Source organism: Bacillus sp. FSL K6-0255 (genome assembly GCF_045040725.1).
In the GTDB taxonomy this organism is placed as follows: Bacteria; Bacillota; Bacilli; order Bacillales; family Bacillaceae; genus Bacillus; species Bacillus subtilis.
The window spans coordinates 996,113-1,011,327 of sequence record NZ_CP150278.1; the positions used below are offsets into that span (position 1 = coordinate 996,113).

At 44.9% G+C, this 15,215-nt stretch carries 15 protein-coding genes; 9 read left to right on the forward strand and 6 right to left on the reverse strand.

All coding sequences use genetic code 11. From position 1 onward, the window contains the following. Nucleotides 1–145 precede the first annotated feature (145 nt). Together MHB62_RS05115 and MHB62_RS05120 are read left to right on the forward strand one after the other, a co-directional pair. Entirely contained in the window at nucleotides 146–1,327 is a 1,182-nt protein-coding gene (locus MHB62_RS05115) for a pyridoxal phosphate-dependent aminotransferase (RefSeq protein ID WP_032721240.1), read from the forward strand. Between the two features lie 326 nt (nucleotides 1,328–1,653). Beyond that, nucleotides 1,654–3,039: a hemolysin family protein gene (locus MHB62_RS05120; RefSeq protein ID WP_032721242.1), complete on the forward strand. Its 1,386-nt coding sequence runs from the start codon at nucleotides 1,654–1,656 to the stop codon at nucleotides 3,037–3,039. A gap of 13 nt (nucleotides 3,040–3,052) precedes the next feature. Here MHB62_RS05120 and crcB read toward each other — a convergent pair whose 3' ends face one another. Genes crcB through MHB62_RS05135 form a run of 3 tightly spaced genes read right to left on the reverse strand, consistent with a single transcriptional unit; the run spans nucleotide 3,053 to nucleotide 4,519 of the window. Next, nucleotides 3,053–3,409, reverse strand: coding sequence for a fluoride efflux transporter CrcB (gene crcB / locus MHB62_RS05125; protein ID WP_003233320.1), 357 nt, complete (start codon nucleotides 3,407–3,409; stop codon nucleotides 3,053–3,055). Further along, nucleotides 3,406–3,801: a CrcB family protein gene (locus MHB62_RS05130; protein WP_014479308.1), complete on the reverse strand. Its 396-nt coding sequence runs from the start codon at nucleotides 3,799–3,801 to the stop codon at nucleotides 3,406–3,408. Before MHB62_RS05130 ends, crcB begins: the two co-directional genes overlap by 4 nt. Further along, complete coding sequence (locus tag MHB62_RS05135) at nucleotides 3,788–4,519, reverse strand: glycerophosphodiester phosphodiesterase family protein (RefSeq protein WP_032721245.1); 732 nt, start codon at nucleotides 4,517–4,519, stop codon at nucleotides 3,788–3,790. The genes MHB62_RS05130 and MHB62_RS05135 overlap by 14 nt, the downstream gene beginning before the upstream one ends. A gap of 233 nt (nucleotides 4,520–4,752) precedes the next feature. Between MHB62_RS05135 and MHB62_RS05140 the strand changes: the two genes are divergently transcribed. The 3 genes from MHB62_RS05140 (at nucleotide 4,753) to srtN (ending at nucleotide 6,937) form a co-directional block, all read left to right on the forward strand. Continuing rightward, nucleotides 4,753–4,860 carry a YhdX family protein gene (locus MHB62_RS05140; protein ID WP_009966908.1) on the forward strand — a complete coding sequence of 36 codons (108 nt, stop codon included), beginning with the start codon at nucleotides 4,753–4,755 and terminating at the stop codon, nucleotides 4,858–4,860. A gap of 148 nt (nucleotides 4,861–5,008) precedes the next feature. Further along, nucleotides 5,009–6,124 carry a small-conductance mechanosensitive channel protein MscY gene (mscY, locus tag MHB62_RS05145; protein ID WP_003245529.1) on the forward strand — a complete coding sequence of 372 codons (1,116 nt, stop codon included), beginning with the start codon at nucleotides 5,009–5,011 and terminating at the stop codon, nucleotides 6,122–6,124. Between the two features lie 69 nt (nucleotides 6,125–6,193). Further along, a complete protein-coding gene (srtN, locus tag MHB62_RS05150) occupies nucleotides 6,194–6,937 on the forward strand; it encodes a sirtuin NAD-dependent deacetylase (RefSeq protein WP_032721247.1) in 744 nt (247 codons plus the stop codon). 23 nt (nucleotides 6,938–6,960) lie between these two features. Here srtN and MHB62_RS05155 read toward each other — a convergent pair whose 3' ends face one another. Next, nucleotides 6,961–7,809 carry a polysaccharide deacetylase family protein gene (locus MHB62_RS05155; protein ID WP_003245705.1) on the reverse strand — a complete coding sequence of 283 codons (849 nt, stop codon included), beginning with the start codon at nucleotides 7,807–7,809 and terminating at the stop codon, nucleotides 6,961–6,963. A gap of 284 nt (nucleotides 7,810–8,093) precedes the next feature. Between MHB62_RS05155 and dat the strand changes: the two genes are divergently transcribed. Further along, nucleotides 8,094–8,942, forward strand: a complete 849-nt coding sequence (gene dat / locus MHB62_RS05160; protein ID WP_003233305.1) for a D-amino-acid transaminase — start codon at nucleotides 8,094–8,096, stop codon at nucleotides 8,940–8,942. A gap of 42 nt (nucleotides 8,943–8,984) precedes the next feature. Here the strand turns inward: dat and nhaC are convergent, their stop codons facing one another. Together nhaC and MHB62_RS05170 are read right to left on the reverse strand one after the other, a co-directional pair. Further along, a complete protein-coding gene (gene nhaC / locus MHB62_RS05165) occupies nucleotides 8,985–10,346 on the reverse strand; it encodes a Na+/H+ antiporter NhaC (protein WP_019712919.1) in 1,362 nt (453 codons plus the stop codon). 126 nt (nucleotides 10,347–10,472) lie between these two features. Next, nucleotides 10,473–10,973: a universal stress protein gene (locus MHB62_RS05170; protein ID WP_003233299.1), complete on the reverse strand. Its 501-nt coding sequence runs from the start codon at nucleotides 10,971–10,973 to the stop codon at nucleotides 10,473–10,475. Nucleotides 10,974–11,136: 163 nt separating this feature from the next. On the opposite strand from MHB62_RS05170, the gene MHB62_RS05175 reads away from it, so the two are divergent. The 3 genes from MHB62_RS05175 to bmrD all read left to right on the forward strand — a co-directional run bounded on the left by MHB62_RS05175 (nucleotide 11,137) and on the right by bmrD (nucleotide 15,193). Continuing rightward, nucleotides 11,137–11,298 (forward strand): hypothetical protein, encoded by a 162-nt coding sequence (locus MHB62_RS05175; protein ID WP_010886461.1) that lies wholly within the window; start codon nucleotides 11,137–11,139, stop codon nucleotides 11,296–11,298. Between the two features lie 119 nt (nucleotides 11,299–11,417). Beyond that, nucleotides 11,418–13,175: a multidrug ABC transporter ATP-binding protein BmrC gene (gene bmrC, locus MHB62_RS05180; RefSeq protein ID WP_032721249.1), complete on the forward strand. Its 1,758-nt coding sequence runs from the start codon at nucleotides 11,418–11,420 to the stop codon at nucleotides 13,173–13,175. Next, nucleotides 13,172–15,193 (forward strand): multidrug resistance ABC transporter ATP-binding protein/permease BmrD, encoded by a 2,022-nt coding sequence (gene bmrD, locus MHB62_RS05185; RefSeq protein ID WP_029726326.1) that lies wholly within the window; start codon nucleotides 13,172–13,174, stop codon nucleotides 15,191–15,193. The genes bmrC and bmrD overlap by 4 nt, the downstream gene beginning before the upstream one ends. Nucleotides 15,194–15,215 lie beyond the last annotated feature (22 nt).

The following is a 15,215-nucleotide window of genomic DNA, read 5'->3' on the forward strand; positions in this document are numbered from 1 at the left end:
ATGAGAATAGTTTAATATATGAATGGTGTCTTGCACAAGTTTATTGTTTTTTTTAGACCGGAATTGGAAGTTGTGGAATTCATCATCTGATTGAAGTAACATAGGAAGATAGAATTTTCAAATTTTTTATATGCGGAAGGGACAGATGAAATTGGCTGGGTTATCCCGGGAAGTTGAAGAAAACTTAAATAAAGGATCATGGATTCGCAAGCTGTTTGATGAAGGTGCAAGGCTGAAGAAGGAGTTCGGGGAAGACCAGGTATTTGATTTTTCACTCGGCAACCCGATTGTTGAACCGCCTGAAGCTTTTAAGAGAGCGTTAATAGAGGAAGCTGAAAAAGGCAGCCACGGATACATACAAAACCAAGGGCTTCCTGCAGCGAGAGAAAAAGTCGCGCAATTTCTGGGGTCGCGTTTTGAAGCTGATTTCTCAGCGGAGCGTATCGTCATGACGGTGGGCGCGGGAGGCGCTTTGAATGTTGCGTTAAAAAGCATCGTAAACCCTGGGGAAGAGGTCATTATTCTCGCACCTTATTTTGCTGAATATAAGTTGTATATTGAGAACTACGGGGGAAAGGCCGTCAGCTGCCCGTTGACAGGCCGGTTTGAGATCGACATTGATGCGGTAAGGCAATCGATCACTCCACAGACGAAAGGGCTGATCCTCAATACACCGCATAACCCCACAGGCACGGTTCTCAGCCAGAAAAATATAGACGATTTAGGCGCTTTATTAAAAGAAATAGAAGAGAAGAGCGGCCAGAGGATTTATGTGCTGTTTGATGAACCGTACAGTCAATTAATCTATGATGAAGAGCTGGCAAATCCGTTTCAATCGTACCATCGTGTGATATTGGCCAGCTCATTCAGTAAAGATCTCGGCATAGCCGGGGAGCGGCTCGGATATATCGGATTGGACAGCCGAATGCCGGATGCGGACCTTTTGATCAACGCTTTTGTGTATTGTAATCGAACGCTTGGATTTGTGAATGCCCCTGTCATGATGCAGCGGGCTGTGGCACGAATGGATGATTTAAGAGTAGACGCGAGCGCTTATAAAGAGCGCCGGGATTTAATGGTAGACATTTTAAAAGAAGCCGGTTTTGAATTTGAAATGCCAAAGGGAGGTTTCTTTGTTTTTCCGAAATCGCCGATTGAAGATGAAGTTGCATTTTGCGTGCATGCCGCCCAAAAATACAAATTATTAATTGTGCCGAGCAGCGGTTTTGGTATGAGCGGGCATTTCCGATTATCCTTCAGTGTGCCGATCGAGCAGATTAAAAACTCACGGGACATTTTCATTTCTTTATATAAAGATTTTGCTTAAGAAGGCAAAGAAAAGAAAACAGTTTTCAAGGCTGTTTTCTTTTTATATCCGCAAAATCCTTCCTCTTCCAATCCAGACAGGCGCAGAATTGACAAGCAGGCATGCAGTTAAGGTTTTCTTCATGATAAAAGTCTAAAAATTAAAAATCATTTTTGGAATGAGTTGTGTTACAATAAAATATACAATTTATAATCAAACTTTGACTTTTGGAGGTGGTATGATGGGGCCATCTGCTTAGGCAACAATACACCGCGTACCTCAATGTTAAGGAAAAATGATTATATCAGGAGGTGACTCCTTATCCTTTGTTGAGAGGATAGGGTTAAATGGACGATATTGACAGTCTGATTTTAATTGGCGTGCTCATTGCTTTAACCGCGTTTTTCGTTGCAAGCGAGTTTGCGATTGTTAGAGTGAGGAGATCCAGAATAGATCAGCTTATCACAGAAGGAAACAAACGGGCGATACTCGCAAGGCGTGTCATTACAGATTTGGATGAATATTTATCCGCATCCCAGCTAGGCATTACATTGACATCAATCGGGCTTGGCGTACTGGGTGAGCCGGCCTTTGAACGGCTGCTGCATCCACTGTTTGAACCGCTCGGCTTGCCGGACTCGGTTTCACATGCAGCCTCTTTTGCAGTCGCGTACGGCTTGATCACGTTCCTGCACGTTGTTGTAGGTGAACTGGCCCCGAAAACGGTCGCGATTCAAAAGGCAGAACAGCTGACTTTACTGATAGCGGGCCCTTTGCGTTTATTCTATTTGCTCCTGTTTCCGTTTATTTGGATCCTCAATGGATCGGCGCGGCTTTTATGCGGGATGTTCGGTTTGAAGCCTGCGTCAGAACATGATGGTTCCCATTCTGAGGAAGAACTCAGGATGCTGTTATCTGAGAGTTTAAAAAACGGAGAGATTAATCCGTCTGAATATAAATATGTGAATAAGATTTTTGAATTTGATAATCGGATCGCCAAAGAGATTATGATACCGCGGAAGGAAATGGCTGCTGTGTCAACTGAGATGACGATGGCCGAGATGCTTGAAGTCATGCTGAAGGAAAAATACACGCGCTGGCCAGTCACAGATGGAGACAAAGACAGTGTGATCGGTTTGGTCAATACGAAGCATTTGTTTTCTGATTTGCTGTTTATGACAGAAGAAGAACGAATGAAGATGACGATCCATCCGTATGTGAGGCCGGTCATCGAAGTGATTGAAACGATCCCGGTTCATGACTTGCTGATTAAAATGCAGCGCGAGCGCATTCATATGGCTATATTGTCGGATGAATACGGAGGAACCTCGGGACTTGTGACGACAGAGGATATTCTTGAGGAAATTGTCGGAGAGATCAGAGATGAATTTGATGAAGATGAACAGCCGCTGATCCAAAAGCTTGGCGACGGCCATTATGTGATGGATGGAAAGGTTCGGATCGATCAGGTGAACAGCCTTCTTGGCGCATCGATTCAAGAAGACGTCGATACGATCGGCGGGCTGATATTAAAAGAAAACATCGATATTGAGGCTGGTGAATCCATTCGCATCGGTTCATATACGATAAAGGTGCTGAAGATGGACGGCCGATTAATCAAGCAAATCGATATAAAAGAAGAAGCCGGCAACACAACCGGGATTATGGCGCACCACAAGCTGCCGCTGCCTGAGCCTGTGATGCTGAACAGTGCAACCTTGAGCGAGAAATAAGCTCAAGGTTTTTTTATATTGTGATTGTCCAGCCGCACCAAAATGCCAAAAGCGACCCACAAAGTGTCAGGGCGATGTACAAGATGCTTTCTATTACACGTTTGGCCATAAGGAGTTGAATACTTTCAACGCTGAAGGTGGAAAAGGTCGTAAAGGCGCCAAAAAACCCCGTGCCGATGATAAGCGAGACCGAAGCATTTGCAACGTGAAGTCCTGTAAATATTCCGAGCCCGAGAGCTCCGAGAATATTGACTGTCAGTATGCCAATGGGCAGGCTCAGACCTTTGGTTTTGGCGGTTATGACATTGCCAAGCCAGAACCGAAGCATTGCGCCAAGTCCGCCCCCTATGAAAATACCCGCTAGTGTCATCTTTCCTGCAGCCCCTTTCTTTGCTGAATGCCTGCTATGCGCCGTCCCGCAAAAACACCAATCAGTGCAAATATGATCCCTGATATCAATGAGGCTGCCACATATAAAAGAGCCAATGAGGGTTGTCCTTGCAAAAGCATCACCGTTTCCTTAGAAAACGTGGACATTGTTGTGAAGCCTCCGCAAAAGCCGGTGCCTAAAAAAGCCGACAGCAGAGGCCGTTTTGCCCCGATCATAAAAAATCCGGTCAAAATGCCTAATAGAAGGCTGCCTGCCGCATTTTCCAGCCAGGTTGCCGCCGGGAACTGACCGGTGTGTATCCATAAGTTTAATCCGTATCGGAGGCAGGCGCCAAGCGCGCCTCCGATAAAAACCGCGCTATATATTTTCATGTTTGCCATCCTTTATGATGAAATCCGGGTAATCTGTAACGATGCCGTCCACGCCCATGGCTTGTAATTTTGCCGCTGTCTTTTGATTGTTGACAGTCCATGCAAATATGTTTAAGCCATTTTTATTGATGGAGCCGATCATCAGACGGTTAAGCCGTGTGTGTTTTATATTGACATAGTTTGCAAAAGAGCGGAAGGCCTTCATCTGATTTCTGGACAGCATGCTAAAGTTGGGCCTTGTAATGACCGCTGTCGGAATCGAAGGATAAAGCTCGCGGAACCTTTGGACGGAGCGGAACTGAAAGGATTGAACAATATTATTGATAGAAAAAGAAAATTGCCCTAATAGCTGTCCCACCTCTTCTTCAATTCCGACTTGAGACGGATGGCCTTTTAGTTCAATTAAAAGGCCGATTTTTTTGTGGTAGCGCTTGAGCACCGCTTCCAGGGTTGGAATACGCTCTCCTTGAAAAGCGGGACCGTACCAGCTTCCTGCATCGAGTTTTTGCAATTCCTCCAAGGTAAAATCCTTAACAAAGCCCGATCCGTTTGTTGTTCGGTCAACCCTGTCATCGTGTATCACAACAATCTGCCTGTCTTTTGTAAGCTGGACATCCAGTTCGATCATATCTGCATTCATTTTCACCGCAAGGTCAAATGCGGCAATCGTATTTTCCGGAGCGTAGCCGGATGCTCCGCGATGGGCAATGATGTACAAGCTAAGTCAGCTCCTCGTATGGGCATTTCTGTTATTGTATCAAATCCATATATGCACCGCGATACAAACTGGTGAATTTTTTCTGCCATATCGGAATGGTCCGGGCTGAGGAATGCGTATAACTAAAAAAAGACACTCAGCGTATCAGAACACATTTCGTCAGAAAATTAGGTCTTTCGACATGTTCACAACAAAATATGATCCTTTATAATAGCAAAAAAGGAGGCGAGATCATGGGAAAAGGGAGAATCAGAGTGGAGGAAAGAATTAAAGCCGAAACGGATGCTGAAATGCAAAAAGCAACTCTCCTTGATCAGACACAAACGAAAAAAGGTAAGTGACTGTCCCTATTGAATCTGGCTGATAGATGAATTGAGAAATGACCCCGGCGTTTCGCCGGGGTTTTGTGCTGCATAAGACATTTAAATGAACATCCTTACGAATATTTTAGTATAATAAACAATTGATTGGGATAGAGGGGAGACAGTCATGCCGGATTATCTGCAGCAGTATTTTACGCTTGATAACATCATACAAATCGGCATCAGCTTGGCGATTTTGCTGGTGTTTCTTATACTTAGAAAATTATTCACAAGATATTTTTTTAACCTGCTTTTTAATTTGACAAACCGGCCGAAAACAGAAATTTTTAAACAGGTGGTTCTGGCGTTTGATAAGCCGGCCAGATGGTTTTTTGTTGCCCTTGGGCTGTTTTTAGCGATCCGGTATTCACCGTTTTTAGATGAGCAAATGCCGGTCATCAGCAAAATATACCGCTCACTGATTGTGGCGCTCTTGTGTTGGGGTCTTTGTAATTTGACCGCAACATCGTCGTTTATCTTCCATAAGGTGAACCAGCGCTTCGAGCTTGACATGGATGACATTCTGGCCCCGTTTTTATCCAAATTGCTCCGTTTTGTGATCATTGCGCTCAGTGTCAGTGTGATCGCTCAGGAATTCAATTATGATGTCAACGGATTTGTAGCGGGCCTTGGTCTTGGCGGACTGGCTTTTGCGCTTGCCGCGAAGGATACCATCAGCAACTTCTTCGGCGGTATTATCATTATTACTGAAAAGCCGTTTACAATTGGTGACTGGGTGGAGACGTCGACAGTAACAGGATCAGTCGAGGATATTACCTTTAGGAGCACGAGATTCAGAACAGCACAGGGGGCGCTTGTAACGGTGCCGAACTCTACGCTGTCGATGGAAGCGATCACGAACTGGACAAGAATGACCAAACGCCAGATTACGTTTTCCATCCATGTGTCCTACGCTACGCCGATTGAGAACCTTGAACGCTCCATTCATTCTCTCAGAACAATGCTCTTAGAGCATGAGGGCGTTGATAATGAAATAATCATGGTCAACTTTGATACGTTTGCCGACAGCTACTACAATTTATTTTTTAACTTCTATACAAAAACGACGGTTTGGGCTGAAAACCTTAATATTAGAGAGGATATCAACTATAAAATTATTGAGATTTTAGGTGCAGAAGGCGTTCAGTTTGCATATCCCGGCCAAATGGTTGTTGTCAAGCAAAAGCACGAAAGCGACCAATTCCAGGTGAATCTAAATAAAGAGGAAAAGGAACGGGCTTAAAAGAGAGACTTCGTCTGACAGAGGCGGAGTCTTTTTCATGGTAAAATAAGAGAAAAAGGCGGTGTTGAGTTGGAAACATTCAAAAGTATTCTACATGAAGCACAGAGAATTGTTGTGCTGACCGGAGCGGGAATGAGCACAGAATCAGGGATCCCCGACTTTCGTTCAGCAGGGGGCATTTGGACGGAGGATGCCTCAAGAATGGAAGCGATGAGCCTTGATTATTTTTTAAGTTATCCGCGTCTGTTTTGGCCCAAATTCAAAGAATTGTTCCAGATGAAAATGAGCGGCAGCTTTGAACCGAATGAAGGCCATTTGCTTTTAGCTGAGCTGGAGAAGCAAGGGAAGCAGGTCGATATTTTCACGCAAAACATTGACGGTCTTCATAAAAAAGCGGGGAGCAGGCATGTGTACGAACTGCATGGTTCTATCCAGACAGCAGCTTGTCCGGCATGCGGCGCCCGATATGATCTTCCCCATTTGCTGGAGCGGGAGGTGCCGGAGTGCACGGCGGCCGGAAACAATGGGGACATTTGCGGAACGGTATTAAAAACCGATGTTGTTCTCTTTGGCGATGCCGTCATGCACTTTGACACCCTTTATGAAAAGCTGGATCAAGCAGATCTTTTATTGGTTATCGGCACGTCTCTCGAAGTGGCTCCGGCTAGATTTGTGCCTGAGGATTCAAGCCTGATTCCCGGCATGAAGAAAGTCATCATAAACCTTGAACCAACGTATTGCGACAGCTTGTTTGACATGGTCATCCATCAAAAAATCGGCGAGTTTGCCCGAAGTTTGGGCATGAAAAAGTGAGCCGCTTTATGCGCCTCACTTTTTTATTCATGAACAGGAACCATTGTGTCCTCTAACACTCCGAAGGAATAGCCTTTTTCTTTTAATTTATTGATTAGTACCGGCAGCGCATTTACAGTAGCAGGAAGATCATGCATGAGAATTACATTTGGGCGGCTTGAAGAGCTGTGTTCCATATTCTCAAGCTGCTGTAATACGGCGGTCACATACTGTGAATTCCGGTATTTCCAGTCCATGCTGTCGATCGTCCAATCCCAGTACACAAACCCATCTTTCTCCAGATTGCGAATTTGTGAGGCGGTTAGTGACGGCTTGCTTCCGTATGGCGTTCTGACAAGATCGGTTTTATATCCTGTAATGTCCTGCAGCGTGTCACGCGCCTCCTGCATTTCTTTTAGCGGAGATGTCGGTGTTTGATAGAACAATCTGTTATTGTGGGTAACGCCATGTAAACCGAGTGCGTGGCCTTCCTTTTCTGCTCTTTTCACAGCCTGCTTGAATTCGTTCATCCGCGGTGACAGCATAAAAAACGTCGCTTTTACATCAGCGCTTTTCAGTACGTCGAGCAAGCGGGTTGTAACGGCTGAAGGGCCGTCGTCGAAGGTTAAGTAAACCGTTTTATCTCCCATGTTCTGCTTTGTCTGCAGATGTTTTATCAGGAGATCGGGGGAGTCGTTTTTCAGCTTAAGGCTTTCCTTCTCATCTCGAAGCTGGCCGTTTGTTGTGACAGTGACTTCCTTTGCTTTCGTTGAACTGTTGGAATAACCCAAAATCACCATAAGCAAAAGCAGCACACATAAAACTGCTAAACTTGCAAATTTAAAAGCAAGCGAAACTGCAGAAGGAGAAGCCTCTCCTCTCGTTTGTCGCATAACAATCTCTCCATTGGCATAAAATCTCTACATAATGCTGTACAGCAGGCAGCTTATGAAGATGCCTTATGTTTACAACCTATGTATTACCAGTCAAGTATACAGGAATAAAACTGGAAAGCACATAGAAAATTTGTCGAAATGTCAGATTTTAAGGAAAAAATAAACTCCTTTCCGCTATAGATCTCTTGATCTTTCTGTTTTTCAGCTTGTCCAATATGGTAGAATTAGTGATAATGACAGCTTGAATGACATCAGGGACATCTCGAAAAGGGAGGGCTTTTATGAAGGTTTTAGTCAATGGCCGGCTGATTGGGCGCAGTGAAGCATCAATCGATTTGGAAGATCGCGGTTATCAGTTTGGTGACGGCATCTATGAAGTGATCAGGGTGTACAAAGGAGTATTGTTCGGCTTACGTGAGCATGCAGAGCGTTTTTTCAGAAGTGCTGCTGAAATCGGAATTTCACTGCCATTCAGTATAGAAGATCTCGAGTGGGACCTGCAAAAGCTTGTACAGGAAAATGCGGTCAGTGAGGGAGCGGTATACATTCAGACAACAAGAGGTGTGGCCCCGCGAAAACACCAGTATGAAGCCGGCCTCGAGCCGCAGACTACTGCCTATACGTTTACGGTGAAAAAACCGGAGCAAGAGCAGGCATACGGAGTGGCGGCCATTACAGATGAGGATCTTCGCTGGTTAAGATGTGATATCAAAAGTCTGAATTTACTGTATAATGTCATGACGAAGCAAAGGGCCTATGAAGCCGGAGCATTTGAAGCCATTTTACTTAGGGACGGCGTTGTTACGGAGGGTACATCCTCTAACGTTTATGCCGTTATCAACGGCACAGTGCGAACACATCCGGCTAATCGGCTCATTCTCAATGGAATTACACGGATGAATATTTTAGGACTGATTGAGAAGAATGGGATCAAACTGGATGAGACTCCTGTCAGTGAAGAAGAGTTGAAACAGGCGGAAGAGATCTTTATTTCGTCAACGACGGCAGAAATTATTCCGGTCGTGACGCTCGATGGACAATCGATCGGAAGCGGGAAACCCGGACCGGTGACCAAACAGCTTCAGGCTGCTTTTCAAGAAAGCATTCAACAGGCTGCTAGCATTTCATAAATGAACGAAGAAAAGAGCCCGCTTTTTACAGCGGGGCTCTTTTTATTTTTTAACAAATCCAATCAAAATGGAGATCATTGGCGATATATAGAGGAAGAACGTAAATGGGATGTAGTCTATGACTGGAACACCAAGTGCGCTCGCCATAAATGCGCCGCTGACGCCCCAAGGAATCAATGGGTTAATTAATGTTCCGCCGTCCTCTAATGATCTTGTCAGAAATTTTCGCTGGATGTTTCGTTTGTCATATAAAGATTTAAATGATTGTCCCGGTATTAATATCGATAAATACTGTTCGCCCGTTGCCAAGTTGACGCCGATGCTTGAGCAGACAGTTGCTGCAACAAGACGGCCTTTTGAGCGGATGCCTTTCATGACGCCTTCCAATAGTGCAGAAATCAATCCGATTTTCTCCATCAATCCGCCGAGTGCAAAAGCAATCATAATGAGAGAGACAGAGCCCATCATGGATTGCAGTCCGCCTCTGTTAATAATTTTAGCGGCTGCCTCATTGTCAGTTTCGAAAGTTGTGCCATTTTGTAAAGCTGTCATAAACGCCTGCAGGCTGCTGTCGGGTACAAAAATAGCAGTCAAAATTCCCGAGGAAATAATTCCGGCAGTCAGAACGGGGATTACTGATACCCGTTTCATTGCCAGCAAAACGACTAAGAGCGGAGAAAGAAGGGCCCACGGTGTCACGTTTGCAGCATCTTTTATTCCGGTTATGACCTGCTGAATATTATCGGTTGAAGCAGCGTCCGCTGACACTGATGAACCGAGAAAGTAAAACAGAACGACAGTGATGAGCAAAGCTGGAATGGTTGTGCCCATCATATGGCGAATGTGTTCAAAGATTGGTATTTCGCCTATTCCGGCTGCAAAGTTGGTTGTGTCCGACATCGGCGACATTTTATCCCCAAAACAAGCGCCGCATATGACTGCGCCTGCTGTCCATTCAAGCGGAACGCCAGCCGCGCTCGCCACGCCGATCAGCGCTACTCCGATTGTGCTTACAGTTGTCAGACTTGAGCCAACAAGTGTGCTGATGATCATACATGAAAACAAAGCAGTCAACAGAAGGTGGCTTGGTTCAATAAAGGATAGGGCATAAACTGTCATAGTCGGTATTGCGCCGCTGTACATCCAGGCGCCGATTAAGATGCCGATCAGCGCTAGAACAATAATCGGCTGTACGCCGTTTTTGATCCCGTCTACAATCCCTTTTTCAATGCTCTTCCAGGGAAATCCAAACCATAAAGCTGCTGCTGAAAGCATGACAACACTTAAAAACAGCGGGATATGAGGTTCTACATGAAGCAAGAATAAGCAAGAAATAATAATGCACAACATGAATATAAATAAACCGACGGCTAACGGAAACGTCAGCTTTTTTTGAGAATCCAAAATAACACCCCATATTTATCTTTAATGCTTTTGTGCTTTTGGGCACGAAAGCATTATAACAGAAAAAAACGAAAATCTATGTTTTTTCACAATTATGAATATAAAAGAAGTGAGCACAGGGCGTGCTCACTTTACAATCAGGACGGGTATATCCGATTTCGCTGAAAGCTTTTCACTTACACTTCCGAATATTAGCTTTTTCAGCCTGTTTTGGTCTCTGCTTCCGGTTACGATCATATCGGCAGAAATGCGGTTTGCATGCTCGATAATTGATTCAGCCGGATCGCCTTCTAATATATCGATATCTCCATCTGCCTGCTGTTCATTCAGCATCATTCTGGCTTCGGCGATGACTTCTTCCGTACGGTCTTCATAGATCATTGGCTCAGGTGATGTTACATCCGATATCAGCGGATCAGGAACACTTGTCATGCCTCCGCTGATATAGCTTGCCTCAGCTGCGGGTCTGGGCGGGTCGATGACGGTCTGATTGTCTTTCATATCATGTGAATGGGCGACGGTAATAGCGGCATTTACGGTTTTAGCAAGATCAATGGCTGTCAGAAGCGCTTTCTTACTATTTTCACTTCCGTCAAACGCAACAATGATACGGTCAGCATGGAACATCCTTCTCACCCTTTCAAAGCGTCTTACAACACTACTACCCGAATTTGAGCACAATTAACCTTTTCCTATTCAAGTAATGATTGACAATAAAAGGTTTTGTTTATATGATGATAAAAAGATGAAATCAGAATGGAAGGAGGGTTTGCTATGCCAAGGAATTTGCGTGTTTATCAAACAGTTTCATATTGGCGCGGCAAACCTTTTGTTCTGTTTTCGTGAACGGTTTTTTAGGTCGGACCGCGCGCTGAAAAGCGCTGTGCGTAACATATCGGTTAAAAAAGGCATGGAGCTGACGCTTCATGCCTTTTTTATATACAAAATCTAAGGAAAGACAGGTGTATGGGATGTGAAGACAAATACAGAGGCGAGGGCAGTTCGTGCCAAACTGGATGAAAAAAGCTGCAAGGAAAAAATAGAAGGCGGCTGATGAGGAGATGGGGATAGATGTTTTCAGTTTTGAAAAAGCTTGGCTGGTTTTTTAAGGCGTACTGGCTGCGCTATACGATTGCGATTGTCCTTTTATTAGCAGTCAATGTCATTGAAATGTTTCCGCCTAAGCTCTTGGGGAACGCCATAGATGATATGAAAGCAGGGGCATTTACTGCGGAAGGGCTGCTGTTTTATATCGGTATCTTTTTTGTGCTGACGGCGGCCGTGTATATCATGTCTTATTTTTGGATGCATCAGCTGTTTGGCGGAGCGAATCTGATGGAGAAAATTCTTCGTACGAAGCTGATGGGGCATTTGCTGACTATGTCGCCGCCGTTTTATGAAAAAAACCGAACAGGCGATTTAATGGCACGAGGGACAAATGATCTTCAGGCCGTCAGTTTAACCACAGGGTTTGGCATCTTGACGTTAGTTGATTCTACGATGTTTATGATGACGATCTTTTTGACAATGGGGTTTTTGATCAGCTGGAAGCTGACCTTTGCCGCCATTATCCCGCTTCCAGTCATGGCGATTGCAATCAGTCTATATGGAAGTAAAATTCATGAGCGGTTTACTGAGGCCCAAAACGCGTTCGGGGCGCTGAATGACAGAGTGCTGGAATCTGTTTCAGGCGTGCGGGTGATTCGCGCGTATGTTCAGGAAACAAACGATGTTCGCCGGTTTAATGAAATGACCGCTGATGTTTATCAGAAAAATATGAAAGTGGCTTTTATTGATTCACTGTTTGAGCCGACGGTAAAACTGCTTGTCGGCGCAAGCTATCTGATTGGGCTCGGCTACGGAGCGTTTCTTGTATTCCGGAACGAGCTGACGCTTGGAGAGTTAGTGTCCTTTAACGTTTATCTCGGCATGATGATTTGGCCGATGTTTGCAATCGGTGAACTCATTAATGTGATGCAGCGCGGCAATGCGTCATTAGATCGGGTAAATGAAACTCTTTCTTATGAAACGGATGTGACAGATCCAAAACAGCCCGCTGATCTTAAAGAGCCTGGAGATATCGTTTTCAGTCATGTCAGCTTTACATATCCAAGCTCAACAAGTGACAATCTTCAGGATATTTCATTTACGGTGCGAAAAGGGCAGACTGTCGGGATTGCCGGTAAAACCGGGAGCGGAAAAACGACAATTATTAAGCAGCTTTTGCGCCAGTACCCTCCAGGTGAAGGGAGCATTACATTTTCAGGCGTACCGATTCAGCAAATCCCTCTTGACCAGCTCCGCGGATGGATCGGATATGTGCCGCAGGATCATTTACTGTTTTCACGGACTGTAAAAGAAAATATTTTATACGGAAAACAGGATGCAACTGATAAAGAGGTTCAGCAAGCCATTGCCGAAGCACATTTTGAAAAAGATTTGCACATGCTTCCGTCCGGTCTGGAGACAATGGTCGGTGAAAAAGGCGTGGCACTGTCAGGCGGGCAGAAACAAAGAATTTCGATTGCGAGAGCACTCATGGCGAATCCGGAAATCTTGATTCTGGATGATTCACTTTCCGCTGTAGATGCCAAAACAGAGGCTGCAATTATCAAGAACATCAGAGAAAACCGCAAAGGAAAAACGACATTTATTTTGACGCACCGATTATCCGCGGTTGAGCACGCTGACCTGATCCTTGTGATGGACGGCGGCGTCATTGTTGAGAGAGGCACGCATCAAGAACTGCTGGCCAATAATGGGTGGTACCGGGAACAATATGAAAGACAGCAGCTGTTCACGGCCGAAGAAGGGGGAGCAGGGGCATGAAAATAGGAAAAACGTTATGGAGATACGCACTCCTTTATCGAAAATTGCTGATCACGGCCGTCCTATTGCTAGCTGTCGCCGTCGGTGCAGAACTGACCGGGCCGTTTATCGGCAAGAAAATGATAGACGACCATATCCTCGGCATTGAGAAAACATGGTATGAAGCTGCGGAAAAAGATAAAAATGCCGTTCAGTTTCACGGCGTCTCATATGTCAGAGAGGACCGATTGCAGGAGCCTGTTTCAAAAGCAAAAGAAGCACATATTTATCAAGTGGGAATGGCGTTCTATTTTGTTGATCAGGCTGTCAGCTTCGACGGGAATAGAACAGTTTCTGACGGGAAGCTGACGATCACAAACGGAGACAAGAGCCGGACATATGCTGCCGAAAAGCTGACTAAGCAGGAACTTTTCCAGTTCTATCAGCCGGAAATAAAGGGAATGGTGTTACTGATCTGCCTGTATGGGGGCTTGCTTGTGTTTTCAGTATTCTTTCAATACGGACAGCATTATCTGCTGCAGATGAGCGCCAATCGGATTATTCAAAAGATGAGGCAGGACGTGTTTTCGCACATACAGAGAATGCCGATTCGCTATTTTGACAACCTTCCGGCCGGAAAAGTCGTTGCGCGGATTACCAATGATACGGAGGCTATCAGGGATTTATATGTCACAGTGCTTTCCACATTTGTGACAAGCGGAATCTATATGTTCGGGATATTCACGGCTTTGTTTCTGCTTGATGTGAAGCTTGCGTTTGTATGTCTGGCAATTGTGCCGATTATCTGGCTGTGGTCAGTCATATACCGGAGATATGCGTCATATTACAACCAAAAAATCCGCTCGATCAACAGTGACATTAACGCAAAAATGAATGAGTCAATTCAAGGCATGACCATTATTCAGGCTTTCCGCCATCAAAAGGAAACAATGAGAGAATTTGAGGAATTAAATGAATCACATTTTTATTTCCAAAACAGGATGCTGAATTTAAACTCCTTAATGTCCCATAATTTGGTCAATGTCATCCGCAATCTTGCGTTCGTCTGTCTGATCTGGCATTTTGGCGGTGCGAGCCTGAATGCGGCCGGGATTGTTTCTATCGGTGTACTGTACGCGTTTGTCGATTATTTGAACCGGTTATTTCAGCCGATCACAGGCATCGTCAATCAGTTTTCAAAGCTGGAGCTTGCAAGGGTCTCCGCCGGGCGTGTTTTTGAACTGCTTGAAGAAAAGAATACGGAAGAAGCGGGTGAACCGGCGAAGGAGCGCGCGCTGGGACGGGTTGAATTTCGTGATGTGTCATTTGCGTATCAAGAAGGTGAAGAGGTATTAAAGCATATTTCCTTTACTGCGCAAAAAGGCGAAACCGTAGCGCTCGTCGGCCATACCGGATCAGGAAAAAGCTCGATTTTGAATCTTCTGTTTCGTTTTTATGATGCGCAAAAAGGTGATGTCTTAATTGATGGAAAAAGCATTTACAACATGTCAAGACAGGAACTCAGATCCCATATGGGTATTGTGCTTCAGGACCCGTACTTATTCTCGGGCACAATCGGATCTAACGTAAGTCTGGATGACGAAAGAATGACTGAAGAAGAAATAAAAAATGCACTGCGGCAAGTCGGTGCTGAGCCTCTTCTTAAGAAGCTTCCGAAGGGCATTAATGAGCCCGTGATTGAAAAAGGCAGCACGCTATCCTCTGGAGAGCGGCAGTTAATTTCTTTCGCTAGAGCTTTGGCGTTTGATCCCGCGATCTTGATTTTAGATGAGGCAACGGCGCATATTGATACAGAGACAGAGGCCGTAATCCAGAAGGCGCTTGATGTCGTCAAACAAGGACGCACCACCTTCGTCATCGCTCACCGGCTTTCAACAATCAGAAATGCTGATCAGATTTTGGTTCTTGATAAAGGAGAAATTGTTGAGAGAGGGAACCACGAGGAATTGATGGCATTAGAAGGCCAATATTATCAAATGTATGAACTGCAAAAGGGACAGAAACATTCCATTGCATAATGCTCAAAAAACCCAAAACAAT

Excerpts from the sequence above, each read along its gene's own strand:
- MHB62_RS05115 (WP_032721240.1), top strand. The coding sequence starts at position 146 with ATGAAATTGGCTGGGTTATCCCGGGAAGTTGAAGAAAACTTAAATAAA.
- MHB62_RS05120 (WP_032721242.1), top strand. The coding sequence starts at position 1,654 with ATGGACGATATTGACAGTCTGATTTTAATTGGCGTGCTCATTGCTTTA.
- crcB (WP_003233320.1), bottom strand. The coding sequence starts at position 3,409 with ATGACACTAGCGGGTATTTTCATAGGGGGCGGACTTGGCGCAATGCTT.
- MHB62_RS05130 (WP_014479308.1), bottom strand. The coding sequence starts at position 3,801 with ATGAAAATATATAGCGCGGTTTTTATCGGAGGCGCGCTTGGCGCCTGC.
- MHB62_RS05140 (WP_009966908.1), top strand. The coding sequence starts at position 4,753 with ATGGGAAAAGGGAGAATCAGAGTGGAGGAAAGAATTAAAGCCGAAACG.
- mscY (WP_003245529.1), top strand. The coding sequence starts at position 5,009 with ATGCCGGATTATCTGCAGCAGTATTTTACGCTTGATAACATCATACAA.
- MHB62_RS05155 (WP_003245705.1), bottom strand. The coding sequence starts at position 7,809 with ATGCGACAAACGAGAGGAGAGGCTTCTCCTTCTGCAGTTTCGCTTGCT.
- dat (WP_003233305.1), top strand. The coding sequence starts at position 8,094 with ATGAAGGTTTTAGTCAATGGCCGGCTGATTGGGCGCAGTGAAGCATCA.
- MHB62_RS05170 (WP_003233299.1), bottom strand. The coding sequence starts at position 10,973 with ATGTTCCATGCTGACCGTATCATTGTTGCGTTTGACGGAAGTGAAAAT.
- bmrC (WP_032721249.1), top strand. The coding sequence starts at position 11,418 with ATGTTTTCAGTTTTGAAAAAGCTTGGCTGGTTTTTTAAGGCGTACTGG.
- bmrD (WP_029726326.1), top strand. The coding sequence starts at position 13,172 with ATGAAAATAGGAAAAACGTTATGGAGATACGCACTCCTTTATCGAAAA.